This window comes from Anaerobutyricum soehngenii (assembly GCF_009697165.1).
Lineage (GTDB): Bacteria > Bacillota > Clostridia > Lachnospirales > Lachnospiraceae > Anaerobutyricum > Anaerobutyricum soehngenii.
This window is the reverse complement of the sequence record NZ_VULP01000003.1, coordinates 87,938-113,791: the sequence shown is the minus strand read 5'-3', so window position 1 is coordinate 113,791 and position 25,854 is coordinate 87,938. Positions and strand designations below refer to the sequence as shown.

Genomic DNA, 25,854 nt, shown 5'->3' with positions numbered 1-25,854 from the left:
AAATGCTGAGCCAAAATAACGAAGTATCAGGAAGCTCCTTAATTATCCTCTTCCTCTATAAATTCAAACAATTCCTCAACAGAAACGGAAAAAACTTTTGCAATATCCATAGCCAATTTTAAAGATGGGTTATATCGTCCATTTTCCAGATGAACAATCGTTTCACGCCGTGCATGTACCAATTCAGCCAGCTCAACCTGCTTAAGTCCGGCTTTTTCACGATATTCTTTTATTTTGGTTTTGAGAGCCATACTTAGACCCCCTTACTGTCCATAATACAGAATATCAGAAAGCGAATAATTGACAAAACAAGGATGGTTCCGACAAGAGCATATCCAGACATGATACCATCAAATACTGTGATTGCTCCCGCAAATGCGATGACAACAGCAGCTACAATCATAATCTTCAAACAGATTGCATCGGCCCGTCTCAGATTCTGAATCGCCATCTCATCTTTTGTTTCTTTACTGTATTTCCGGATTCGGTCTACCTGCATTAATAAAAATAAAATCGTAAATCCTGCAACTGCATATTGAATGGACATATAGTAATCATGCCAGTCCCGTCTCGCCCACATCCAATAATAACAGAAGAGCAACAGTGCATACACAATTTTCGTACCTACTAATTCTTTTAATGATACCTTAGTTTTCATGGCAACGCCTCCAAGTGATATATTTATAACTTTTTGTGTTATAAATATATCACCTACATCTATGTATGTCAACAAAAAGTGACTTATTATTACTGCTTCCACTTATCTATATTATGCCTCACATTGTATCCAATCCTACTTTAGGAGTATATATGGCGGAACCGGTGGCTGATATTATTGCAGTAACATTCACAGCCATTTTATTTTCAGTACAATTTAAAAAGGCCCTTGCTCAAATCCGGGATTAACTGGTTAATCCCCCTTTTTCAAATCCTCATCTGTGATCATCTTTTTTCTCAATCCATCCCCAGATTTTATACATGAAGATACCCCAGATGATAAACAATGCGATAAGTACCTGCATGGAAACCGGTGATGTGTACCATGTTCCATCTGTATATTTCGAAAATTCAGGAATATCCGCATAATAATATACACCCGCTCCAAAATCCAGGCTGTCGACCAGTCCCATACCATTTGCCATGATATAAACTGCTGTGATTATTGTTAATGCCAAAACGATATAATTTATGATATGAAAAAGATTTCTCTTCTTCCCTGCCCTTTTTCTCATAGTTACCATCCTTTTCTCAACTCGAAAAAATCTGTTTTCCGTCGTCTATACTGCAAGATTTGGTAGCGGGAAGAATTTTCCGCTTAACAAAAGATACACAGCAGCAAATGTCAAAATAATATTAAATAACTGTCCTACCACATAAAGAGTCAAAGGTTTTCCACCCTGGAACTGTTCTTCGATTTCACGGAAATTGGTATCCAGTCCGATACTGGTAAATGCCAGAACAAATGCCCAGTCCTTATACTGATCCAATATACCATTGATTGCCGAAACAGTTTCTTTTCCCACTGCCGGAAGAACTACAAAGGAAGCAATTAATGAGGCTGCGAAGAAACCAAGAATAAATTTCGGAAGTCTGTACCATTTCCCCATGTACTAAACTTTGCAGCGCTGAAATCGAATGTTCCTGTAATCACAGCAATTGCACCTATTGTAATAATAATAAATCCAATCCATACCGCCAGCCAGTCTTCTTTTTTCCTGCCTCATGGAATGCATCACATTTCGATTACAAAAATATACTTCGCCTTTGTCCAACATTATATTATGTTTACCGGAACATCTTACTGACATAGAGCCTTCCAAAACAAGTCCAATCTCCAGCTCGTTATGCCAATGTTCACACCTTGTTGTTTAAAAGTTTCTCATTTAAATAATTTATTCGTTACAGATTTTTTGATATATTTTCATTATCTCAATCATATCATCCAGCCACTCATCGGTATTCCTGTATTTATCCCGATTTACAATCATTTTCTGATCCATTACAACAGAAACACCGATGGCATGATACTGTTTTTCCAAATCTTCAAGAGAGCTATACTCTGAAGAATATATCACAGTAGAGATACATCTTCTGTAATAAATATCTGATTATCTTCATCATATAAATATATTTTTGGAATATACTCAGGGACAATGGCTTCTCGAATCTTCATAGATTCATATTCCAGACGAGTTCTCTCTGTGGAAAGATTCGTAAATCCTTCGATTCTTCCAGTTGTACGCCCTTGCTTTACAATAATTTTCTTAACCCCATCACTGACACGAAATATAAAGTTCAAATATCCATCACCATCATCTTCAACATCTCCATCGCCTACAACTGAAATTGTTAAAGGGGAAGAATAGTCAAGTTCCGGCATTTTTTCTTTTAAATAGTCCGTAATATTATATTATCCCCGGCATCTCACTGGTGTCGGGGATTTTTATAGATAATCTCTCAAATATGTCTTAAATAAGCCATATTTGAGTCAGACTATACACAAATATATAAAATATGCCGTATAGCATAACAGCATAATAACGCCACATTTCTTCCTTAATTCTTTATTTTTAAACGTGCCAATCCATAAAATACCACCCGCTGCAACTGCAATTATCGTGTCCACAATAAATTTGTTTTCAAAAGGAACAGAATAAATGAGAGCACTTGTTCCAATAACAAAAAGAATATTAAAAATATTGCTTCCAACAATGTTCCCAATTGCAATTCCCGCATTTCCACGTTTTGCAGCGATCAATGATGTCACCAGTTCCGGAAGAGATGTTCCAAAAGCAACAATTGTCAGTCCAATAAACCTTTCACTTATCCCAAAACATCGAGCAATTTCAGATGCACCACTGACTGTGAAATCACTCCCTTTCACAACCAGAATTCCACCAATCACAATCATCAAAACACATTTCCAGATTGGTATATTCTTTGTTTCTTCCTCATCACTCTTTCCTTGTTTTGCCATTATAAAAAGATAATCAAGATATATTAAAAAAAGTATCAAAAAAATTACACCTTCAACAAAAGTTACTTCTGCACCTGTGATCCCAAATATAATTAAAATAATTGTTACAAACATCATAAATGGGATTTCATAACATAGGGTGGATTTCTGAATTGCAACATTCGTAATCATTGCTGTAATACCGAGTATAATCAGAATGTTTAAAATATTACTGCCTACGACATTACCAATAGTGATGCCTGCATTTTGCTGCATCGCTGCTGTAATACTAACTGCTGCTTCAGGCATACTGGTTCCCATTGCGACTATCGTAAGGCCAATAATCAATTGTGGAATTCCCAGTTTTTGTGCGATGTTTGCTGATCCCTCAACAAACCAATCTGCCCCTTTAACCAAAAACAAAAAACCTACTGCCAAACTACCAATTTGAAAGAACATAATAACTACCTCTCCTTCTTTGTTAATTTCGCAGTAGGTATAAAAATAGAGACTCCTACTGCATATACAGTAAAAGTCTCGCAATTTCATCACTTTCCGAGTTATCTTATTCAATAACTGTCCTGACGAAGAAGTGAACCGAGTCTAATCGGTAAGCTACTCCCTTTTTTATACTCTAACAAACTTTATTTTTCAAGTCAACCCTCTTTTGTTTCTTAGGTTGCCCTTTGCTGCCACTCTTCTATCACGCAGGTGTGATGCTTTTTATCTTTTCCTTCTGCGTCATAGTTAATTCCGACCAGAAGAATCTTATTCTGATAATCGGATAATGCTCCATGATATCGATTTTCTTGGATCTGCTTAATTGCGGTTTCTGCAGATTTATTGTATTTTAATTCTACAACCATAGCCGGTCGATTGCCTGCATTGGCTCTTGGAATAAATACAAAGTCTGCCAATCCTTTTCCGGACGACATTTCACGCACAATATTATAATACGCCGGTGCTGTAAAATATGCCATAGTGATGACACAGCTCAGGGAATTCTCATCATTATATTTCAAAACTGAAGTGTAGGTATCATGAGCCAGTTCAATCAACTCCGCTACCCTTTCTTCTTTCCCTGCAATCGTTGCCATTAAAAGTTCATCACATGTGGAAATCGCTCTTGATATTTCTGTCCAGCTTCCTGATTTTAATGCCATCTGAAAAGCCTTGGCAACTTCATAATTAGGAATATATGCACTTAGCATGGTTTCATCATATGCTAAATATCCCAAATGGATCAATGCGGTTAGAGCATCATCCTTTGAATGAATCTCTGAAAAATCATTTTGAAAAGATGTTGTATCCACCATTACCTTTCCACCGGATAACATCGTCATAATATCATCTTTCAACCCTTCATAATTCATCGTGATAAAGGTATTAATCGTTTCAAAAGATGAAGTATTCTTCCAGTAAGAATCATATTCTTTTTCTTCTATTGCCTGAACCACAGAATTCGGATTATACATATGCCTGCCATCAATGAGATATCCATTATACCATGCTTTGATACTATCAAAATCCATATCATACTTTTGACATAAATCTTTGACTTCCTCTTCTGTAAAACCATAGTATTCTGTAAACATTCTTGACTTCAACATCGTATACTCTCTGAAATTATTTAATACAGCTTCATCCTTTATCTTTTTAATTGGCAAAATTCCGGTGATATATGATAATGCCAAAAAGGATTTGGATTCTTCTGATTTAAATAATGTATGCAGAAACTGCAAATATTTGTGTACCAATTCTTTATCTGTACTGTTTCTAATCACACAGTCCCACTCATCAATAATAATAACAAAAGGTATTCCGGTAAGTTAATTTTTCCTGTTTTTTGAGCCACTGTAACCAAATAATTAAAAAGAAAAAATGCCGAAAAACCGCTATTTTAAACGGTCTTCCGACATCTTACCAATAGTCGAGGCGACGGGACTCGAACCCACGGCCTCTGCGTCCCGAACGCAGCGCTCTACCAAACTGAGCCACGCCTCGTTTTCACAACGATTATAATATCAAAATTAACGAGACATGTCAAGTTTTTACGAGAACAAATTCTGCGAACTACCCTCTTCTAAATCCAGTGGGTTAAGGCAGTCTTATTTCAAATACATTTATCAGCGAGACTTTCTTTTTAAATATTATCCTTTTTTCTTTTTTGGAAATATAGGATAATAAAAATCATGGAGAGTGAAAGTAAACCTACTAAAAGATACACCGCAATCGTATTGTTATCTCCTGTTTTCGCTCCTGGTGTTCCCTGATCTTTATTTTTTTTCATAGGTTTGTTATTTTCTTTTAAATTGACTTTATCATAATCGTTCATTTTTGGTGTAATCGGAATATCACTTCCGTCCTTGTTCTTTCCTTCTAAAGAAACTTCATTTTTCAAAAATTTTATTGATGGAATATCTTTCTTTACCTTTGCTGTGTAAATTAATTCCACAGAATCCCCCGCTTCTATTTTATCTAAAAAGACTTTTTTGTTTTTTATTTCTTTTACTTTAACCGTATTGCTCTTCTTACTTCGTATACTGCTTCCTGCTTTATGAGCAAACCCTTTCATTTGTACATATTTTTTCAACTCTTTTGACGGTTCTTCTTTTATTGTTATATTTCTTGCACTTGCTGTTCCACTATTCGATACAGTAATTGTAAACTTAATTTCTTCTCCGGCTTTATATGTTCCATATTTTCTTTTTCCTGTATACCTTCCATTCTCTAAAACAATATTCTTTGTTTTATCTGATTTTTTCGCAACAACAATGTCTGGCACTCCTATTCCTACGGTATCGTTATCTGTCATTTCCGGAGTTTCGATTATATAGATTTTTTCTCTCTTTCCATTGTCATTCACTGTTTCATATTGTGCTGTGATATGGATAGCATTATTCAAATGTGTGCCTGCCTGTACACCTGTCTGTACCTCTGCTTTCATGTGTAGTACTACACTGTCTGCTGCTTTTAATTTATCTAAATGTACTATGTATTTTCCTTCTTCATCTTCTTTTTCTGGCATCCGTTCTACACAAACTGTATTTCCCTGCTTTGTTGTAATCTGGCCTGAAACAATTGTAACAGTACCTGGTTTTATAATTTCCTGTAATGATTTATCCATGAAATCTTCTACTACCAAATCATACAGGTCCGCTGTTCCTTCATTACTTATATTTACTGTATAATCTATCACATCTCCGTATTCATAAATGCCTTCTTTTTTTATGCCTTCGTAACGCCCTTTTACTAAAGTGACTCCTTGTGTTTTATCTGCAAGCTTAGAAACTTTAGCAACCGGAGTACCTGGAATATTGATAGTATCTTCATCTTTCATTAATTCCGTAACTGGAATTTCTGTATACTTTTTACTTTCTTCTTTTAACTCCTCTATTGCCAGCTTTTGAATCTCTTCATAGGCTTTCTCAATTGCTTTCCTGGCTTCTTCTGCCATCGGATCTTTCTTTGTATCTTCCTCCGCTTCGTCTTTCTTTTCATCGCCTTTATTATTGTCATTCTTATCTTCTTCGTTTTTATCTTCTTCTTTATCTTCTTTTTTATCCTCTTCCTTATCCTCCGGATTATTCGTATCTTCTTTTTTATGTTCATCCGCCTTGCTCCAGCATGCATATAAATCTACATCTTTTTCCGGCATTACATACCACTGTGTTGGCAGATATTCTGCTTCTCCGGTCTTTTTCGTACTCCAGCCTGTGAATTTGTATCCGCCGCATGAAAAATAATTTTTATTTATTTTTATTTTTGTTCCTGCATATGCTGGTGTTTCTGAATCGATTTCTTTTTGTTCTTCTTTCGTTTCTTCTGCTTTTGATGGATAATTTGAGTGGTACACTAATTTATATTGTTTTACATCTTTTGACCACTGTGCATATAATACAGTGTTTTCTTTTAAAGTAAACTTTTCAGATGGTGCATAACGCTTTCCGCTTCCATCTGTCTTTGTATTCCATCCTACAAACTTCTTTCCATTATTGTGGAATGAATTTCCGTCTATTAGCACTTCTTTTTCTTCATCTTCACCATCATCAGAAAAACATTCTGCATCTGTGTATTTTTCTTCTTCTTTCGTATTAGAAGAATAGATGAGCTTCTTCTGCTCAATCTTTTTCCACTGTGCATATAAATAAATATTCTTTGATGGGATAACGAAGGTATCTCCGGAATTATATTGCTTTCCACTTCCATCTGCTTTTGTATTCCATCCAGCGAAAAGATAATCTGCATAGAAAAATCTGTTATTCTGCAATAAAATGCTGTTTCCTGCCTCTTTCGGAGTTTGTGGATCTACAGAAAATGCTGTTGTATTATTATTTGCGCGATAAAAAACATGATACTTTTCAATGTCTTCTGCATTATCCTGAAGTTTTTCCCACTGTGCATATAAAATTATGTCTGTATTGATTTCTTTTTCTTCTCCTGGTTTATAAGCATCCCCTTTTCCATCCGGTCTTGTGTTCCATTGAGTAAACATGTAACAATCCCTGCCGGCTTCGTAGCGATAGGCATTTCCATCAATTTGGACTTTGTTTCCTGCTTCACATGGAGTTTCTGCATCTGTTCTTCTCTTTCCACTTCCATTATTGGCATCATACTGTAAATGATATACCGGTCGTTTCTCCCACTGTGCATACAGATTCAGGTTTCTTGCTGGCATTGCCACTACCTCTTCCGGAGTATATTGTTTTCCTTTTCCGTCTTTTCTGGTATTCCATCCTTTGAAAGTAAAACCTGGATAAGAAAAACGATTTTCATTTACCGTTAATAAAGTACCTGCCAGTCTAGAATTCTCTTCATCCGCTTCTATCTGTTCTTTTTTATTATTTGAATGATAAATCAGATTATAAACTGGATATTTTCTCTGATTATTATAATCTTGACTTGCTTCCTCTTCTTTTTCATCCGGATTTTTCTTCCACTGTGCGTACAACTTTACATCATTTCCCGGCATATTATATACTGTATCTGGATTCCATCTTTCTCCGCTTCCATCCGGATTGGTATTCCATTCTGTAAAATAATGTCCTTCATATAAAAAGGCATTGCCATTTACAGTGATCTTGTTTCCTTCCCTGCATGGAGTTTCACTGTCAGTTTCTATCTCGCCGGAACCATTGTTCGCATCATACTGTAATTTCCATCTTCTTTTCTCTTTTTCCATCTTTTCTTCGTACTCTTTGTATGCTTCTTCGTTGCCCTTTTTATAACGAGCTGTAAGTTCTACTATATTTTTCAGTTCAAATAGATTCCCAACATCTAGACGGACTTTTCCTTTTAAGAATACATCAACGGCATCTCCTGCTGCCAGGAAATCCATCCATAATCTTTGTGGTTCTTCTAGACTAGTTCGAACTTTTCTTCCATTCTGTGATGTATATATACTTTCTTCAAAAGATACGCTTTCTTTTTCTAAGGCTTTTTCCAGCTCCTCGCTAAGTGTATCCTGCAAATACAAATCATACAAATTAGATGTTCCATTATTTGTTACTGTAATCTTATAGGTAACAGTCGTTCCGTTTTCATATACTCCTGAAATTTTTGCTTCTGCATTATATCTTCCTGCTTCTAATACTGCTCCTTTTGTTCTGTCAGCAAGTTTAGCCGCTCTTCCTTCCGGTACACCCGGTATCTCTATTTTATCTTCATCTTCTTTTTCTGGTACTTCCACATCTTTGTTTCCATCAAAATACCATCCATTAATACATACTTTATTAGAAACATTATAAATGTTGGCTATGCCCGGCAGCAAATCAGCTTCATAATATAAGACAATATAATCATCTGCCCACAGTCGGTCTGTTCCATCTCCATCTTCTCCTGTACTGCATAAAAGGAGCGTATTTTTATCTACTACCTTAGCTGTGATTTTCTTCTTATGAGCTGTAGTAAGAATATACAAGCCTTCCTCTGTTGTCTGCGTTTCATCAAAAATAAATTTTGCACTTTCTAAATTTACGATTGCTTTTAATTCATCACTCATAGCATCTTTCACCGTAATATTCTTTAATGCCGCTTCTCCATTGTTTTTTACTATAATAGAAAATCTGACTTTGTCCCTTGCACCATAAATTCCTGGTACCTTTATTCCTGATGTAATTTCTCCATTTTCAATTGTGATTCCTGTCGTTTTATCTGCTGTCTTTATGACATCTTCTCCCGGACTTCCTGGAACATTGATAAAATCCCAATCTGTGACAAGGCTATTCCCTTCTCCGTCTACCAGCTTATCTGTTGAAACATCTCTTAAATGAATATCTCCTTTTTCTTCTGTTCCATTATCTGCATACTTTGCTTCTGCATACACATCATTACGAAGTTTCCATGCATCTTTTGCATCTTCCTTTAATCGGACCTTTACATGAATGTCCACACTGTCATTCACATTTAAATGCTGCAGTACTAGCACCAGATCGGACTCTAAGGATAAATATGCTGCTACTTTATCCCCTTCTCTTGTTTTCAAAATTCCTGAATTCGGTACAACAAATGCTGCTGTTTCCATATCGGCATATTTAGAAAGTGTCTGTTCTGAAAATTCTCCTTTTCTATCCATATCATCTGTAAGCCGAATCTGATAAAGAGGAACATTTCCTGTATTCGTTACTCGGATAGTGTAATCTACCATTTCCCCTGCTTTATATATTCCTGCCTGTTTTTTCTCTATATAACGGCCAGTCTTCTCATCAAACAACACTGTTTTTCCTTCTTCATTCGTTGTCTTATCTGCAATCTTTGCAATGGAAAAAGCAGGGCGCATCAAAATATTTGATGCATCAAGCATATAGATTACAAATGGATTATTCTGCTCAATTCCATAAGTAAGTTCTACTTCATAAATGCCATCTCCCTTAATATGATCTAAGGCTCCTGTTGTTTCTTCTACGACATACTTTCCAATGTACAGCTCACTTCCTTCAGTGCTTGTTCCCTTTCCGTCTTTTCCTGTAACAATTCTGTCTGCAACACTGCCTTTAGAAATAAGTGGTTCCGCCTCTTTCAACGGTTTTTTATCCTCCTGTAAATCCCAAGGGGCATAAATATCTTCTGCTGCTTTTACTGTAAATGCAGCACCTTCTACGCTCTGATTCTCGTCATCTTTTTTCGTAATTGTTAGCTTTGCTTTCTGTAATGGATTACGATAAATCAAAGCTCCCGTCTGTCTCTTTCCCGTAACCGTATTTTCAAAAATAATATTACTTCCATCTTCTTTACTGTTCTCAGACAGTTCAAAAGTCCACTCCTGTCCTGTTAAGATACATCCTTTTGGCGCTTTCTTTTCTGTAATCTTATATTTTCCCAGATTATCCAGCGTATTTTTAAATGTCTCTTTATTCTGATAAACCGGATGTCCTTCTTCATCTTTCCCTTCTGTTAGTACAAATAATTCACGATAGGTACCTGTTGCAGCTGACCACTGGGATAATACAAATTCTGCTCCGGATAAATATGCTCCGGTATCCGTACTTTTTTTATAAACCTTTACAATATTTTTTCCTGCCTCATAATTCTTATTGATTAACTGTTTATTCTCTGTAATGCTTGCTGTATTATCAAATAGCTCCTCTGTTTTTAATGTATTTATCTCATAAGACCAGTTCGTATTCACTGAAGGATTCCAGATATTTTTATATTTTTCTGGAATAGAAATCTCTTTTATATAGTATGGTCCATTACCAAACGGTTCTTTGTAAAAAGTGTAGGATGGCATGGATGTAAACAATGCAACACCGTTATCATCCGTTGTTGCTGTATACAACGGTTCCTTGGCAGAATTCTTATCTGAACCTCCAAATAATCCAAATACAACGCCTTTTACTGGTTTACCTGACTCCTCATCTAGTTTTTTAACACGTAGCTTCATTGCAATTTTAGAAGCTACATCATTAGATTTTCTCTCTACAGCACTCCCTTTATCATTTTTAACATATAAAGTACCGTTATTACTTACTGCAACACTACCTTTGCAGCTTCCTGCCTCTGGTACCTTTTGCTTAAGTGTCTCATTCTCCTGATACCACTCTGCGATTGAACGATGAATCGCATGAAGCTCTTGGTCTGACTTTACTTCCACTTCTATATGTATATAATAAGTTCTCCCATAAAAAGCTGCCTTTCCAAGCCTTTCATCTACTGCTTTTACCTGAACCGTTGTGCTGTGATCTGCCTCCTCTCTCTTTATAATATGAAAATATGAAGTCATATCACTATAATTAATTCCCATTGTCTGGAAATTATTACTTACTGCCTCATCTGCATAGACTTTCACCGATTTTACATTTAGAAGTGCATCCACTCTGTCTTCAATCTGGAACATCGTATACTGTGCATTCTTCACATTAGAAGGTGTTGGTGCAACGGCGGAAAGTACATAGGTAAACACCTGATTTCTCTCAGACAGACCTGCAAACCTGCTTCCTTTCTCTGAATTCTGACCATTCACATTTCCCACATAAACAGACTTAATTACTTCCTCTGGTAATGGAGCAATTCCAACATCCGCTCTGACTCCTAAAAAGCCTGTACTGTTAGACCAATAGTATGAATTAGAGTTTTCGAGTGTACTTTCTGCCGGAATTCCATATCCTCCTTTTACACCATAGGCTGCATCACCACCAGTATCTTTCTGATCACATTTTGCTACTGTCCAGCGACAGTTCACACTACTGCCTGAAAAAATTCCCATTGCTGTTGTATGTTCATTATTACTATTTAAATCTGTACTTATTCGGGAAGATACATATCCCTTAGAGCCTGCAATCAAACCATTTTTATTATATTGTAGTTTTGATTGTGATGTATTAAACATGACTATCTTTTCAAAACCATTCCCAAAGTCTACCCCCTGCTGTGCATCAATATCACAAAACTGAATCATGCCCTTTATGCCGGCTACTGCTGTTGTTGTTCCACTATAATAGAATTCCAGACGAGTCTGTAGATAATCCGTTCCCATAACTGTGATTCCGATTTTAGACTTTCCAAATCCTATATAAGGTGCTTTTAAATCTTTATTCGCCAACTGCTTTCTGACAGCTGCTCCTGGAAATTTATATCCTGTAACGGTCATCTTCATATCTATGGCATACGTTCTCTTAGAACCATAATCATACCAGGTTCCTACATTAGTATAGATCGCATATGGATTCTCACTGCATTTATCAAGATTAAATACTTTAGACACAATACGCCCATCTTTTACCGCATCATATACATCACCAAATTGCTTCTCAGGTCCTTTCTTTACCGTTGCAAAAGAAACTCCCCCACCATTGCCTCCACCTACAGTAACCGTAGTTTTACTTGTAAAACGAGGGGTAAAATTGTATTGCTTCCCATTAGAATAACTTTCATAAATATATTTAGAAGCAACATTAGCATCCGCAACTACTGCAAGATTACCTCCAGAAGCTGCATTTACCTTCTTACTGTTTTTTTGTAACAGAAAATAATGACTTGTAATATCCGGCATAGTCACCGAATGATTCGTATCTGGGCGCACAGTTCTAAGCGTATATCCACTTACTCTTTCTAATTGCTCCCTCTCTTCTTCCTCCTTCGATTGCTGACTTTCTGTCGCTTCCTGTACTTGTTCGGGTTCCTTCGCATCTTTTATTGAAATATCTTCAATATCTTCTTCCTTCTCTGTCTGGCTTTCTGCTTTCTTCTCTGTCATCTCCTGTTCTTCTGGTATCACCTCATTCTTTTCTTCCTGTATTCTTACGGTATTATTTATAACATCCTCCTTATCTTTCTCTTCTTTCTTATCTTCTTTCTTATCTTCTTTATCCTTATAGTCCGATGAATCTTTTTCCTGATCTCTTTCTTCCTGACTCTTCTCTTCCTTTATTATCGTACTTTCTTCCTGGCTTTTCATCTGGTAGAAATCGTTAACTCTTACTGTACCTGTACCGGCAGCCTGACTGATCTGTATATTCGTAAATAAAATAGCTGTCACCAGTATAAATAAGAGTATCTGCTTTAACACTCTTCGCACGTTCTAACCTCCTGAAAATCATATATTCCTATCTATGAAAATATCTTTATATCATCTATCCCCCTTTCTTATCTAGGAATTTTTTTCCATTTTATTTTATCATCCTTTTTATTTTATGTCAATATTTTACTTTAATGTTTTATTTTAACTTGTTCAGAGATGAAGGAAGGGGATAGATGTGGGAGTCTTCTCGACTGAGATAAAAAAACACAGTATTGCAGGGATAAAAAAGGAGCAGGTAAAATGTCAAACTGCATTTTTACCTGCTCCATTATTACTATATCTGCAATACTATGCTTTTATCGATCGATCATACTGATTGATTCAATAGCTACGATACCTCCACGTACTACTTCCACATGGTCAAACTTCCTTGTTAAGAGTGCGATAAGGTCATTATTTCTTCCTTCTGTATTGACACTCTCAAGTAATACACTATTAATGCCATAATCAATTGCTTTTGCTCCAAATACCTGTGATATACGGAAAATCTCACCTTTTTCAAATTCAGAACATTCATGTATCTTTACAAAAAGAATCTCCTTCATATGAGTCGGTGCATCAGTAATATCATTTAACTTAATTACTTCTACACAACGGTTTAACTGCTTCTTAATCTGTTCAAAAGTTGCATCATCCGAAGACAGACCGATTGTCATTCTTGATACAGTAGGGTCTTCTGTAACGCCTACAGTAATACTGGAAATGTTATAGGACTTTCCTGACATCATTCCTGAGATACGTGCCAAAACACCAATTCTATTCTCCACATACAGAGATACCCATCTTTTTTTCTTTTCTGTATTTATCTCTCTCATCTCTGTATCCTCCTATAACATAATGTCTTCAAAACTTGCTCCACCTTTGATCATCGGCATAACCAATTCATCCGGAGCTACCATACATTCTACAATAACCGGCTTCTTATTCTTTTCCGCATAATCTCTCGCTTCAAGAATCGTATCTCTTAACTGCTCATCCTCTGTGACAAAATATCCTTTTGTACCGTAAGCCTCTGCCATCTTCACAAAATCAGGGACATATTCCGGGCATACCCAGCCTGGTGTACCACACTTACCCTTACATGACTTATGATAACGCAGACAGGTAATCGTATAACGCTTTTTAAAGAACAATTCCTGCATCTGACGAACCATTCCAAGTCGATTATTATTAAATACTATATTAACTAACGGAAGTTCCTGACATACTGCTGTTGCAAGCTCCTGCATATTCATCTGGAATCCGCCGTCTCCGCTGATTGATACGATTGACTTTTCAGGACATCCGATCTGTGCACCTACGGCGGAAGGAAGACCAAATCCCATCGTGCCGAGTCCTCCGCTTTGTACCAGCCTATGTGTAGCATCTAACTTCAGATACTGAGATGCCCACATCTGATGCTGTCCTACGTCACTGGTAAATACCGTATCTCTATCTGCATATACTTCATTCAATGTCTCAATAATGCGCTGTGGATTCACTCCATCTTTCACTTCCATCTGAAGTGGATATTCTTTGTCCCAGCCCTGTATCTCATCAAGCCACTCTTTATGCTCCATAGGCTCTGTATGTTCTAATATCTTTAAAATAGCTGCCTTCGCATCAGCAACAATAGGAATATCTACGGTTACATTTCTTGAAATTGCTGCTGATTCAATATCAATATGTACAATCTTCGCATTCGGTGCAAACTTCTTAATCTCACCTGTTACTCGATCATTAAAACGACATCCGATCGAGAACATCAAATCACACTCATCTGCTGTCTTATTCGCCGCATAAGAACCATGCATTCCGATATTACCGATATACAATGGATGTTCTGTAGATATCGCACCTCTTCCCATAACCGTTGTAATTACCGGTGCATCTATCTTTTCCGCAAGCTTTGTCATCTCCTGCTGTGCATGTGCAAGATTCACACCTCCGCCAATTAAAAACATTGGCTTTTTCGCCTCTTCTAACAGCGTTATTGCCTTTTTAAGCTGTCCTACATGCACCCCTTTATTCGGCTTATATCCACGGATATTCACTTCGGTCGGATAAGATGTAGAACCAAGTTCTGCCATAACATCTGTCGGCAGATCTACGAGAACCGGTCCCGGCTTTCCAGATCTTGCAATGTAAAAAGCTTCTTTAATGCGCTGTGCCAGCATCTCTCTGTCACGAACCATAATAACAAACTTCGCGATATTTCTTGTCACACCAATAATATCTACTTCCTGAAATGCATCATTACCTATTAAATGTTCTGGAACCTGTCCTGTAAAACATACTAATGGAATACTATCATAATTGGCTGTAGCAATTCCAGTTACCAGATTCGTTGCACCCGGACCACTGGTTACCAGACATACACCAACCTTGCCGGTCGCTCTGGCATAACCATCTGCTGCATGAATCAGACCCTGCTCATGTCTTGGCAATACAAGATCAATACCATGACAATCATGGAGTGCGTCTAGAAGATTGACGACCATGCCACCTGGATATGCGAAAATCGTATCCACGCCTTCTTTTTTCATTGCGGTTACAAACAGGTCATTTCCCGAAACCTTCATTCTTACTTCACTCCTTCTTTTCTCATTCATTTTCATTATTATTAATTGTCTTTGGTTATAACTTTTAGAAAATTTACATTCAAAAGTTAATAATCTTTTTTATGATATACCAAATACTTTCCTTTTGTCAATAGTATGTCTATGTATACAATTCTGTCTGGTGAACCGGGCGCAAAACAATGCTTACTGTCTGTTATAGTTGATCAGGCAGCCTTTGAGAATGATTTCTCTCTCGTCGTCTGTTAATTCTCCCATTTTCAATACAAATGGAACAAGACTTCCATCTTTTACAACATACGCTTCAAATTCAGATGCTTTTGCCTCTACTGCTTTTCTTACATCTGGAAGGAAAATGTAATCTCCATTCATAAATGGTAAGTCACCTTTTTCAATGAGGAATGGAAGCATACCCCAGTTGATAAGATTGGAACGATAACGCTTTGTTGCATATTCGTTTGCAATGTTAGCCCATCCTCCTAATACTTTCTGGCAGGATGCCGCCTGTTCTCTGGCAGAACCATCTCCTGGTTTTACCGCAAAGATTGTACTTCCGATTCCGATATTTTCATTAGTAATCTCTGCATACTTTGTATGGATCGCATCGATAACCGGTGCTAATTCTGTCAGTGCCTCTGCAGGATTCTTATCTGCTTCTACTGCTTCCTGCGCTGCTCTTACTTCTTTTGCACGTCCTACATACGCAGGATCTTTTCTTGAAAGAGTAAATTCTGCAAGTCCAAGTGGATTAGAACGGTAAGAAGACGTTTCTCCAGAAGGAATCAATTCATCTGTTGTTGTTACCGGATCATGAATCTCTGAAACAACTTTAAGGATCATATTCTCCGGAAGGGCGCTCATCTTTGGCCAGTCTTTAATATTTGGTCCAAACTTAATCTCTACAGAAGGATCTGCAACCCCTTTACTGTCAAAGACACGATTTGCATAAATACTGCTGTCAAAGTGATACTTTCTTCCGCTATATTCTACATCAAGATCTGTTGCAGGTGTAAGATATCCCTTATTTGCTGCTGTTGCTGCAATCGAACGGGCATCCATTAAAGCTACAGAAGCAATCTGTCCATTCTGTAACTTAGAACCTTCTCTGTTCGGGAAGTTTCTTGTAGAATGACGAATACTTAAACTGTTGTTTGAAGGAGTATCTCCTGCACCAAAACATGGACCACAGAAAGCAGTCTTTACGATTGCACCACTTTCCATAAGTGTTGCTGCTGCGCCATTCTTTACCAGTTCCATATAAATAGGGGTACTTGCCGGATAAACGCTTAAAGTAAATTCATCAGCTCCAATGGATTTCCCTTTGATGATATCTGCTGCTGCACATAAGTTTTCAAATCCACCACCTGCGCAGCCTGCGATGATTCCCTGTTCTACGTAAAGCTTTCCGTTATGTACTTTATCTGTAAGTTTAAAATCTACCTGCCCATCTAAACTTACAAGTGCCTTTTGCTCGCAATCATGAAGAACATCCATAAGATTTCTATTCATGTCTTCGATTGTATATGTGTTACTTGGGTGGAACGGCATTGCGATCATTGGACGAATCTTACTTAAATCAATCTTAACCATTCCGTCATAGTAAGCAACTGGTGCAGGATTGAGTTCTTTATAATCACCAGCTCTGCCATGAATATCATAAAAATCTTTAATCACATCATCTGTTTTCCAAATAGAAGAAAGACAGGTTGTCTCTGTTGTCATTACGTCAACTCCGATACGGAAATCCGCACTTAACTTCTCCACACCAGGACCAACAAATTCCATGACTTTATTATTTACATAACCGTTCTGGAATACAGCTCCAATAATAGCAAGCGCCACATCCTGTGGTCCGACACCCTTTATTGGCTCTCCTGTCATATAGATTCCGATAACGCCTGGCATATTGATATCATATGTCTGATTTAAAAGCTGCTTTACAAGTTCAGGTCCACCTTCACCCATCGCCATTGTTCCAAGGGCTCCGTAACGTGTATGAGAATCCGATCCAAGAATCATCGCTCCGCCACAGGCAAGCATCTCTCTTGCAAACTGATGGATAACTGCCTGATGAGGAGGTACATAAATTCCACCATACTTTTTCGCACAGGTAAGTCCAAACATATGATCATCTTCATTGATTGTTCCACCTACTGCACATAAACTATTATGACAGTTTGTAAGAACATATGGCATCGGAAACTTCTCTAAACCTGAAGCACGAGCTGTCTGGATAATTCCTACATAAGTAATATCATGAGAAGTCAGCTTATCAAAACGAATCTTTAACTTATCCATATTATCGGAAGTATTATGTGCTTCTAAAATACCATATGCAATCGTTCCCTTTGCTGCTTCTTCTTTAGAAGGTGCATTCGGACCAATTACTGCCTGAAGCTGCGCTGCTGCCTCCGAAGTATCTTCTATAATCTCTGTTCCGTTTACAAGATACGCTCCTGTTTTTAACAGTTCCATCATTCTATCCTGCTATTAAAGTCTTTGCTCAAATAGCTTTTCCTTTCCTAAATTCAAAAATACCTCGACACTCTTGCCACAAAATGCACATCAAGCAACACATCCTATCTTTTTCTGCGCATCTAAAGCAATCCGCCAGAGGCTATATCAATAAATAAACTACGTTGATACGGATATCTGATAATTTCCGCATCACTGCATACGTTAATTATATTAGCATAAACGCAGGATAAAATTCAATAATACTTAAGTGTTATTAATTTTCTCAAGACGCTTTGCATATCTACGAAAAACTTCTCGTGCTATCACTTTTCCGATCATGAATACTGCAATAAAGAGACTTCCCACTTCCAGAATCCGCCTCATATTCCCTTCTTGATGTATATACAGCGATATTACAACTGACAAACACATAAATATGCACAAGCTGTCTAAAATCTGTTCTTCTACTTTTTTCAATGTGGATGAAAATTTTTCCTGTAAGGTAGTGTTTTCTACTCCGCAAGCTTTTAATTGGGAATGTTCAATTTGTACATCTTCTTGTAACTCTTCTTGTAGGTCTCCTGATTGTAAGTCCCTTAAGTTCGAATCATCCCATTGCGAATCTTGTTGTGAACTGTCCATGGTATGTATCACGATTGCTCTTCCTGTATTTTCCGTAAAAACCTGTCCTGATTGATATTCCTTATATGGTTTCGTTAAACTAATCACCGGGCTGCTTATCTGTTCTCCCTTTTTTAATCGGACAATATCCCCTCTTAGTACATACTTCCATGGTATTCTCTGAAAAACACCCTCTCTGAGTACAATTACTTTCTTTGCTTTCGCTTCCTTCTGTTTAAAAAATATTTTTCTACTCCGGAATGCTGTCCTTATATTTATAATAATGAGAAAAAATAAAGTAAAGAATAACAAAAGTTGTATTTTCTTTGGAAAATAGAATATCCGGCTTATCCCACACAGATAAAGAAAGAAAAAGAAAAACGGATTCTGGCATTCTTTTTTTAAATAAATAAGCCAAATCCGTTTTTTCTCTTTTGCAATATTATACGTACCACAGATATGCCGCCTGCGCCTTACTTCTGCAAGACTAAGGCCAGACTGCACATCTGTCCCGTATTTTAATTCTAAATATTCACTTGTTCTATTCTCTGCTTCTTTATACTTCCTGTCCATATTCATAGTAAAACCTCCGCTTCCTAAAAAATTCTAATAATACATCTTTTAAAAAGGCATCTATAATGTTTTACTAAATATATGTAACCTATGAAAAGAAATATACCTTTCACTTTTTTCTTTTCGATTTAAAGCAATTCCTCTACTCTTTTTCAAGAATCTGGCCGGTACGGTATGCATGAAGAAGTTTTTCAAGATCGCTGATCTGCTCTTTTAACTGGCGGCCGGTTTCGGTATCTCCTACCTTCTCTCTTTGTGCGGAAATCTCACGAATAACCGTATCAGAATGTACATCAATTTCTTTTTCGATCACATCTTCTGTTGAAGTGAATGTCTCATGAGAAACCAGACGAAGTCCTCTGGAATTATAGATTAATGTATAGCCTGCAATACCGGTTGTTCCACGATATGCCTTTGAAAAGCCTCCATCGATAATCATGACCTTTCCATTACACTTAACCGGGGATTCTCCTTCTTTTACATGAACAGGCATATGACCATTGATAATGTGTCCTTTTTCTACGTCCACATTAAATTCTTTGAGAATATTGTTCACTACCTCTTCCTTCTCGATCAGTCGATAATAATGGTCTTTTCTTTCAATCTGTACTTCTTTATCTGCGATAAAATAGCGTTCAAATGTTGCCATTTTTTCCTTACCATATACCGGAGAATTCTCATTAGACCAGATATACCACATAATATCCTTACCATATTCATGTTCATCTTTATCATCCTGCTCGTAATACCCTTTTCTTGCATAGTATTCAAGCACATCATAAAGTTCTTTTCCAGAATACTGTTTATTACCGATCTTTACTTTACGAAACTTACCGTTCTCATCAAGGGGTACACATCCATGATAAAGCAGATTAGAGTTATAGCAAAGATACAGACCTCCCTTATTAAACAAGAAACGAATATGCTCCTGTAATTTCTCACAGTTCAGGAAATTCATGCAAAGGCGGTTCATCAGGGATTCTTCCGCTTCGGAAAGCTCATACGGGTTGTTCGGATCTATCGTCGGGAAGGACTTATCAAGAAGTTCATACTTCTTTCCATCAATTTTGATCGTTCCTTCTTCATAATCAATCTTATCAAGAAGAAGTCTTCTGTCCATATTAAACTCCGGTCTTCTTTTAATAAGCTGTCCTTCTAACTTAAACTGGATAATCGCAATCGCTTTATGCATCTTCATATTAAGAGATACTTCCTGCAGATTAGAATCTTCCTGTGCATGCACACGAAAACATTGGCAAGGATCATTCGCATAAGTTTCTATTGCAAAACTTGCAAGAGGAACAAGATTGATTCCGTATCCATCCTCTAATACACTAAGGTTATTATATCTTGCCGAAAGACGAATGACATTGGCAATGCAGGCTTTATTTCCGGAAGCGGCTCCCATCCATACAACATCATGATTCCCCCACTGGAAATCCACATTACTATGCTGCATCAGATGATCCATAATAATATGCGGTCCTGGTCCTCTGTCAAAAATATCACCGATCACATGCAGTCTTGTGACAACTAACTTCTGAATTACCCCTGCGATTGCAACGATAAATTCCTTGGCACGATTCAAACGGATAATCGTATCAAAAATCTCATTATAATATTCTTCCTTTTCTACAACACGATTATTCTCACTTAAAAGTTCTTCAAGAATATAGGAAAAATCTGGTGGAAGACTCTTTCTAAGCTTCGATCTTGTATACTTGGCAGAACTTTCCTTACATACAGCAATCAAGCGGTGTAATGATACCTTATACCAGTCCTGAAAGTCTTCTTCTGACATCTCTAAACGCATCCGCTCCACTTTCTGTTCTGGATAATAAATCAAAGCCGCCAGACTCTTCTTATCCCTGGCACATAATGTATTACCAAAAACATCTTCTATCTTATTACGAATCGCTCCTGAGCCTGTCTTTAATATATGTAAAAACTGCTCATACTCACCATGTACATCAGAAACAAAATGCTCTGTCTCTTTTGGCAGATTCAGAATCGCCTGCAGATTAATAATCTCTGTACATGCTTTTGCGACACTTGGATACTGTGTTGCCAGGCTTTGTAAAAACTTCAGATTCAACTTCTCCATAATTCCTCCCCCTTATGGAATGATCCATATTCCTATATTTCTCCAAACTGCTGCTTTATGCCTTACCTATGTTACTCATGTAAATCAGTATCATTATCTTTCTGTTTCATCTTCGTTTTTATCTTTAGTTCTATCTTTCTGTTCCCTCTCCATGGAAGCAAGCTCTTTCTTCTTTTGTTCAAGCTGAAGATATGGACGCATCTCAATAAGCGGCGCCCCGTTATTACGAATATAATCTTCCGTAATGGTCACACGACCAATATTGTCATCCTTTGGAATCTCATACATAATATCCAGCATAAACTTCTCTATGATTGCACGAAGTGCTCTGGCACCGGTATCTTTTTCTAATGCCTTTTCTGCAATTGCAGTAAGTGCACCATCTTCAAACTGTAAATCAACTTCATCTAATGCCAGAAGTTTCTGATACTGTTTTAATATTGCATTCTTAGGTTCTTTAAGAATATCAACCAGCATTTCCTTCGTCAAGGCATTTAATGTGAAAATGATTGGCAATCTTCCAATAAATTCCGGAATCATTCCAAACTTTCTGATATCTTCTACTGTTACATTCTGTAAAAGATTCTTTTCGTGATCATATTTATCTTTTAATTCCGCATGGAATCCAATAGAAGAATGCTGCGTCATTCTTTCTTTGATAATATCTTCTAATCCCGGGAAGGCACCTCCACAGATAAAAAGAATATTTCTTGTATTCATAACCGCCGTTGGAACCATTGCATTTTTAGAACTTGCTCCTACTGGTACTTCTACCTCACTACCTTCTAAAAGCTTTAACAGACCCTGCTGTACAGATTCTCCACTTACATCGCGGCTTGTCGTATTCTTTTTCTTTGCGATCTTATCAATCTCATCAATGAAAATAATACCTGTTTCTGCTCTTTCTACATCATTATCCGCATTCGCAAGCAGCTTTGAGAGTACACTCTCCACATCGTCTCCGATATAACCTGCCTCGGTAAGAGAAGTGGCATCACAGATTGCCAGAGGTACATTTAACAGTCTCGCCAGTGTTTTTACCAGGTGCGTTTTACCGGAACCAGTTGGTCCGATCATCAGCATATTGGACTTATCAATCTCGATTTCATCCATAGTATTTGTAATTACACGTTTATAATGGTTATATACTGCCACAGACATGACTTTTTTTGCATAGTCCTGTCCAATCACATACTCGTCAAGCTGCGCTTTGATCTGATGCGGAGCAGGAATATTCTTTAATGTAAGCTTTGGTTCTTCTTTTTTATTTTTCTTCTTTTTCTTTTTTGCTTTCTTTGTTTTTGGTTTCTGATTGGAAAGGTTTCCTGATAATAACTCTCCAAGGTTCATATCTTTTAAGTTATTAAAATCCATATTGGAAAGGTCAAGGAACTGAATACCATTCCCTCCTCCAAACCCAGAATTAAAAGAATCAAAGGACTTCTGCATACAGTCAGAACAAATGCTTAAGCCTGTTGGCATATGAATAAGCTTTGCTCCCTGCGATTCTGTACGATGACAGACACAACAGGAATCCATCTTCTTTTTGGAATCGTCATCCTCATCATCGTCCTCGTCATCTTCTTCTACTTCATAGTCCTCGTCGTCAATTTTTTCCGCATTGTCATCTTCAACCATATCCTGCTCTTCTTTTTCATTGAAAATAATTTGTGTCAGAGCATCCTCTAATACCAGTTCTTCCTGGTTTCTTGTATTTTCTTTCTTCATTTTTCTATCTCTTTCTATCTCCCGTAGTTACTGACTCTGCCTTCTGCTTTTTAAGATTGCCTCCCCAAGCAGCATATCTTCCGGTGTGGTAATCTTTATATTTTCATAACTTCCTTTTATCATGCGGACACCACGAATACCATATGTTTCCATCACCATGCCATCATCCGTTACAGAATCATCTTTGGCCTCCATCATTTTCCGGTAGGCTTCTTTTATTTCTTTTGTAATAAAACACTGTGGGGTCTGAATCTGCCACATACTGCTTCTTGGTGGTGTAGAAACTGCATAGCAATTATCATCTACGATCTTGATCGTATCTTTTACCGGCATTCCCATAACACAGGACTTGTCTTTTTTTACCTGCTCAATACAAAATTCTATTAATTCTGGCGTAATAAATGCCCGGGCTCCATCATGGATCAGAACATAATTCTCTTCCGGGATAACACACAACGCTTCATATACCGAATGATACCGTTCTGCTCCTCCGGTAACAATCTTCTTTACTTTTTTATATGAATATTTATCTAAAATATTCTTCTGTGCGTATTCTACCTCACCTGGAGCGACCACAAGAATAACTTCATCAACAGAACTGTCTTCAAAAGCTTCTAACGCATAGGTAATAACCGGTCGTTCTAAAAGAGTCATATACTGCTTTTGTATATCAGAATGCATACGGCTTCCTTTTCCCGCTGCTAAGACAACTGCTGTCACTTTCTCTTTCATGTACTCCCCTCCTGTACTCTCCTATGTACTTTCGGAATCTTTTTGTGCTTGATTTTGTGAGAAAAACTCCGAGAGTACATTCCTTTATACTCCTGAAATCTTTTTGTACTTGATTATATAAAAAGATTCCTGGTACAGATTCCTAACGTTCTCCAATCTTTAAGTTTGGCTTTGCATTTAAATCCCAGCCATCCCGGATACCTTTCTTGTATTCATAATATCCTGCAACACCGATCATCGCTGCATTATCTGTACAAAAGATTGGTGACGGATGGTAAAATTCTAATCCGTTTTTGCGGCAGGCTTCTTCCATCTGCGCACGAAGAGAAGAGTTTGACGCTACCCCTCCTGCGATTGCGACTTTTTTAATTCCAAGGCGCTTTGCCGCTCCCACTGTATGTTCTGTAAGCACATCTGTTACCGACTGTTGGAAAGAAGCTGCCACATCGGCACGATTCACTTCCTCCCCTTTCATCTGGCACTGGTTTAAATAATTCAGTACTGCTGATTTTAAACCACTGAAGCTGAAATCATCCGGTGCATCTGTTATTTTAGCTCTTGGAAATGCGATTGCCTTTTTATTGCCTTCTTTTGCAAGCTTGTCAATCTTCGGTCCGCCCGGATAGCCGAGTCCAATTGCTCTTGCTACTTTATCGAATGCTTCTCCGGCCGCATCGTCTCTCGTTCTTCCGATAATCTCATACTCTCCGTAATCCTTTACGAGAACCAGGTGTGAATGTCCTCCGGAAGCTACCATACATAAAAACGGTGGCTCTAACTCTTTATGTTCAATATAGTTGGCGCTGATATGGCCTTCGATATGATGCACTCCAACTAATGGTTTCTTCGTCGCATACGCAATTGCTTTTGCTTCGGCAACCCCGACAAGAAGTGCACCGACAAGTCCCGGTCCGTAAGTAACAGCGATGGCATCAATATCCTCTAAAGAAACACCTGCTTCTTTTAATGCTGTTTCAATTACAATATTAATCTTCTCTATATGTTTTCTGGATGCAATTTCCGGTACTACGCCGCCAAATAATGTATGCAGTTTGATCTGCGTATAAATGGTATTTGATAAAACTTCTCTCCCGTTTTTTACAACAGCCGCCGCTGTCTCGTCACAGGAAGTCTCTATTGCCAGAATGAGCACATCCTTTTTATTTTCTTCCATGTTTCTTATTCCTCCTCAAATAACAGAGTCGTACTTTTTCCGTCCTTTCCCGCACTGGTACGGGCAAATATCTTCCGCACTTCTTCAAGATATACTTCCGGTCTTACCAGGGAAGGACTGTAGTGCGTAAGCCACATCTTCTTCACGTCAGCTTTCTTTGCCATTTCTGCTGCTTCATAAAATGTCATATGTTTATATTCTATTGCTTTTGCTTTCTTCTCCGGCTCACCATACATTCCTTCACAGATAAACAAGTCCGCACCTTTTGCATGGTCTACAATAGATGCTGTCGGTCTTGTATCTGTAGTATACGTACATTTAATTCCTTTTCGTGCCGGTCCAAGAACCAGATCACTTGTCAGTATTCTGTCTGGCAATTCAATGGTTTCCCCCTTTTGCAGGCGGTTCCAGTATTGCATTTCTACATTGTTCTCTTTTGCTTTATTGATATCAAACTTACCTGCTCTGTCAATCTCTATCGTATATCCATAACAGGTTACATTATGATTCACACGAAATGCCGTAATCCGGCATCCAGCTGCTTCAATAACTTCTTCTTTTTCTTTTAGCTCACGAAAAACAATCGGAAATGGTAAATCCGGTGCAATTACCCTCAGTGAATTCACTACACGCTCTAATCCTCTTGGTCCTACCATTAATAGCGGCTCTGTTCTCTGTGCATTTCCAAGCGTTAAAAGAAGCCCCGGCAGTCCACTGATATGATCTGCATGATAATGCGTAAAACAGATGACCTCAATCGGCTTAAAACTCCAGCCTTTTTCCTTGATTCCCACCTGTGTTCCTTCACCACAATCTATTAAAATACTGTTTCCATTGTATCTCGCCATCAATGATGTCAGTTTGCGATATGGCAGCGGCATCATTCCGCCACAACCGAGCAAACACAATTCCAGCATAATCTCCCTCACTTTT

Annotated in this window: 18 protein-coding genes, 1 tRNA gene and 2 pseudogenes; 1 reads left to right on the top strand and 20 read right to left on the bottom strand. The window is 37.7% G+C overall.

Translation table 11 applies throughout. The features are described from left to right. Positions 1-38 precede the first annotated feature (38 nt). A complete protein-coding gene (locus FYJ25_RS02820; RefSeq protein WP_154580489.1) occupies positions 39-251 on the bottom strand; it encodes a helix-turn-helix transcriptional regulator in 213 nt (70 codons plus the stop codon). Positions 252-253: 2 nt separating this feature from the next. Then, positions 254-658, bottom strand: a complete 405-nt coding sequence (locus FYJ25_RS02815; protein WP_154580488.1) for a hypothetical protein — start codon at positions 656-658, stop codon at positions 254-256. Between the two features lie 86 nt (positions 659-744). Here FYJ25_RS02815 and FYJ25_RS14960 point away from each other — a divergent pair. Continuing rightward, positions 745-906, top strand: a pseudogene (locus FYJ25_RS14960) (MATE family efflux transporter); the annotation flags it as partial. A gap of 26 nt (positions 907-932) precedes the next feature. On the opposite strand, the gene FYJ25_RS02810 reads toward FYJ25_RS14960, so the two are convergent. From FYJ25_RS02810 to FYJ25_RS02725, 18 genes and pseudogenes are all read right to left on the bottom strand, one after another. After that, positions 933-1,232, bottom strand: coding sequence for a hypothetical protein (locus FYJ25_RS02810; RefSeq protein WP_154580487.1), 300 nt, complete (start codon positions 1,230-1,232; stop codon positions 933-935). 45 nt (positions 1,233-1,277) lie between these two features. Further along, the gene (locus tag FYJ25_RS02805; RefSeq protein WP_243145665.1) at positions 1,278-1,607 is read right to left on the bottom strand and encodes a putative sulfate exporter family transporter; all 330 of its coding nucleotides are present in this window, start codon (positions 1,605-1,607) and stop codon (positions 1,278-1,280) included. A gap of 3 nt (positions 1,608-1,610) precedes the next feature. After that, positions 1,611-1,844 (bottom strand): annotated as a pseudogene (locus FYJ25_RS15115) (cupin domain-containing protein); the annotation flags it as partial. 48 nt (positions 1,845-1,892) lie between these two features. Beyond that, positions 1,893-2,075, bottom strand: a complete 183-nt coding sequence (locus FYJ25_RS02795; protein WP_154580486.1) for a hypothetical protein — start codon at positions 2,073-2,075, stop codon at positions 1,893-1,895. Continuing rightward, positions 2,072-2,380: a hypothetical protein gene (locus tag FYJ25_RS02790; RefSeq protein WP_154580485.1), complete on the bottom strand. Its 309-nt coding sequence runs from the start codon at positions 2,378-2,380 to the stop codon at positions 2,072-2,074. The genes FYJ25_RS02795 and FYJ25_RS02790 overlap by 4 nt, the downstream gene beginning before the upstream one ends. Positions 2,381-2,488: 108 nt before the next feature. After that, positions 2,489-3,415 (bottom strand): calcium/sodium antiporter, encoded by a 927-nt coding sequence (locus FYJ25_RS02785; protein ID WP_154580484.1) that lies wholly within the window; start codon positions 3,413-3,415, stop codon positions 2,489-2,491. Between the two features lie 215 nt (positions 3,416-3,630). Further along, a complete protein-coding gene (locus FYJ25_RS14815) occupies positions 3,631-4,740 on the bottom strand; it encodes a PD-(D/E)XK nuclease domain-containing protein (RefSeq protein ID WP_287725352.1) in 1,110 nt (369 codons plus the stop codon). A gap of 146 nt (positions 4,741-4,886) precedes the next feature. Then, positions 4,887-4,960 (bottom strand) — tRNA-Pro (locus tag FYJ25_RS02775). 139 nt (positions 4,961-5,099) lie between these two features. Further along, positions 5,100-12,971 carry an InlB B-repeat-containing protein gene (locus FYJ25_RS02770; protein WP_154580483.1) on the bottom strand — a complete coding sequence of 2,624 codons (7,872 nt, stop codon included), beginning with the start codon at positions 12,969-12,971 and terminating at the stop codon, positions 5,100-5,102. Between the two features lie 299 nt (positions 12,972-13,270). After that, complete coding sequence (gene ilvN / locus FYJ25_RS02765; RefSeq protein WP_005347646.1) at positions 13,271-13,789, bottom strand: acetolactate synthase small subunit; 519 nt, start codon at positions 13,787-13,789, stop codon at positions 13,271-13,273. Between the two features lie 12 nt (positions 13,790-13,801). After that, positions 13,802-15,535 (bottom strand): biosynthetic-type acetolactate synthase large subunit, encoded by a 1,734-nt coding sequence (gene ilvB / locus FYJ25_RS02760; RefSeq protein ID WP_021908099.1) that lies wholly within the window; start codon positions 15,533-15,535, stop codon positions 13,802-13,804. Positions 15,536-15,718: 183 nt separating this feature from the next. After that, entirely contained in the window at positions 15,719-18,010 is a 2,292-nt protein-coding gene (locus FYJ25_RS02755; protein ID WP_154580482.1) for a hydratase, read from the bottom strand. Positions 18,011-18,253: 243 nt separating this feature from the next. After that, positions 18,254-19,189, bottom strand: coding sequence for a cation-transporting P-type ATPase (locus tag FYJ25_RS02750; RefSeq protein ID WP_154580481.1), 936 nt, complete (start codon positions 19,187-19,189; stop codon positions 18,254-18,256). Positions 19,190-19,325: 136 nt separating this feature from the next. Beyond that, positions 19,326-21,287 carry a fructose-1,6-bisphosphatase gene (locus FYJ25_RS02745; RefSeq protein WP_154580480.1) on the bottom strand — a complete coding sequence of 654 codons (1,962 nt, stop codon included), beginning with the start codon at positions 21,285-21,287 and terminating at the stop codon, positions 19,326-19,328. Positions 21,288-21,380: 93 nt separating this feature from the next. Next, positions 21,381-22,925 carry an ATP-dependent Clp protease ATP-binding subunit ClpX gene (gene clpX / locus FYJ25_RS02740; protein WP_243145669.1) on the bottom strand — a complete coding sequence of 515 codons (1,545 nt, stop codon included), beginning with the start codon at positions 22,923-22,925 and terminating at the stop codon, positions 21,381-21,383. A gap of 117 nt (positions 22,926-23,042) precedes the next feature. Then, positions 23,043-23,747 carry a 2-C-methyl-D-erythritol 4-phosphate cytidylyltransferase gene (gene ispD / locus FYJ25_RS02735; RefSeq protein WP_154580478.1) on the bottom strand — a complete coding sequence of 235 codons (705 nt, stop codon included), beginning with the start codon at positions 23,745-23,747 and terminating at the stop codon, positions 23,043-23,045. 142 nt (positions 23,748-23,889) lie between these two features. Beyond that, entirely contained in the window at positions 23,890-24,921 is a 1,032-nt protein-coding gene (gene tsaD, locus FYJ25_RS02730) for a tRNA (adenosine(37)-N6)-threonylcarbamoyltransferase complex transferase subunit TsaD (protein ID WP_154580477.1), read from the bottom strand. 5 nt (positions 24,922-24,926) lie between these two features. Then, complete coding sequence (locus FYJ25_RS02725; RefSeq protein ID WP_021908106.1) at positions 24,927-25,838, bottom strand: ribonuclease Z; 912 nt, start codon at positions 25,836-25,838, stop codon at positions 24,927-24,929. Positions 25,839-25,854 lie beyond the last annotated feature (16 nt).

Bases quoted from the DNA above. Each gene is read 5' to 3' on its own strand.
- FYJ25_RS02750 (WP_154580481.1), bottom strand. From the start codon at position 19,189: ATGAATATGGACAGGAAGTATAAAGAAGCAGAGAATAGAACAAGTGAA.
- ilvN (WP_005347646.1), bottom strand. From the start codon at position 13,789: ATGAGAGAGATAAATACAGAAAAGAAAAAAAGATGGGTATCTCTGTAT.
- FYJ25_RS02790 (WP_154580485.1), bottom strand. From the start codon at position 2,380: ATGCCGGAACTTGACTATTCTTCCCCTTTAACAATTTCAGTTGTAGGC.
- FYJ25_RS02815 (WP_154580488.1), bottom strand. From the start codon at position 658: ATGAAAACTAAGGTATCATTAAAAGAATTAGTAGGTACGAAAATTGTG.
- FYJ25_RS02725 (WP_021908106.1), bottom strand. From the start codon at position 25,838: ATGCTGGAATTGTGTTTGCTCGGTTGTGGCGGAATGATGCCGCTGCCA.
- FYJ25_RS02805 (WP_243145665.1), bottom strand. From the start codon at position 1,607: ATGGGGAAATGGTACAGACTTCCGAAATTTATTCTTGGTTTCTTCGCA.
- FYJ25_RS02810 (WP_154580487.1), bottom strand. From the start codon at position 1,232: ATGAGAAAAAGGGCAGGGAAGAAGAGAAATCTTTTTCATATCATAAAT.
- FYJ25_RS02745 (WP_154580480.1), bottom strand. From the start codon at position 21,287: ATGGAGAAGTTGAATCTGAAGTTTTTACAAAGCCTGGCAACACAGTAT.
- FYJ25_RS02820 (WP_154580489.1), bottom strand. From the start codon at position 251: ATGGCTCTCAAAACCAAAATAAAAGAATATCGTGAAAAAGCCGGACTT.
- clpX (WP_243145669.1), bottom strand. From the start codon at position 22,925: ATGGTTGAAGATGACAATGCGGAAAAAATTGACGACGAGGACTATGAA.
- FYJ25_RS02755 (WP_154580482.1), bottom strand. From the start codon at position 18,010: ATGATGGAACTGTTAAAAACAGGAGCGTATCTTGTAAACGGAACAGAG.
- ilvB (WP_021908099.1), bottom strand. From the start codon at position 15,535: ATGAAGGTTTCGGGAAATGACCTGTTTGTAACCGCAATGAAAAAAGAA.
- tsaD (WP_154580477.1), bottom strand. From the start codon at position 24,921: ATGGAAGAAAATAAAAAGGATGTGCTCATTCTGGCAATAGAGACTTCC.
- FYJ25_RS02785 (WP_154580484.1), bottom strand. From the start codon at position 3,415: ATGTTCTTTCAAATTGGTAGTTTGGCAGTAGGTTTTTTGTTTTTGGTT.
- ispD (WP_154580478.1), bottom strand. From the start codon at position 23,747: ATGAAAGAGAAAGTGACAGCAGTTGTCTTAGCAGCGGGAAAAGGAAGC.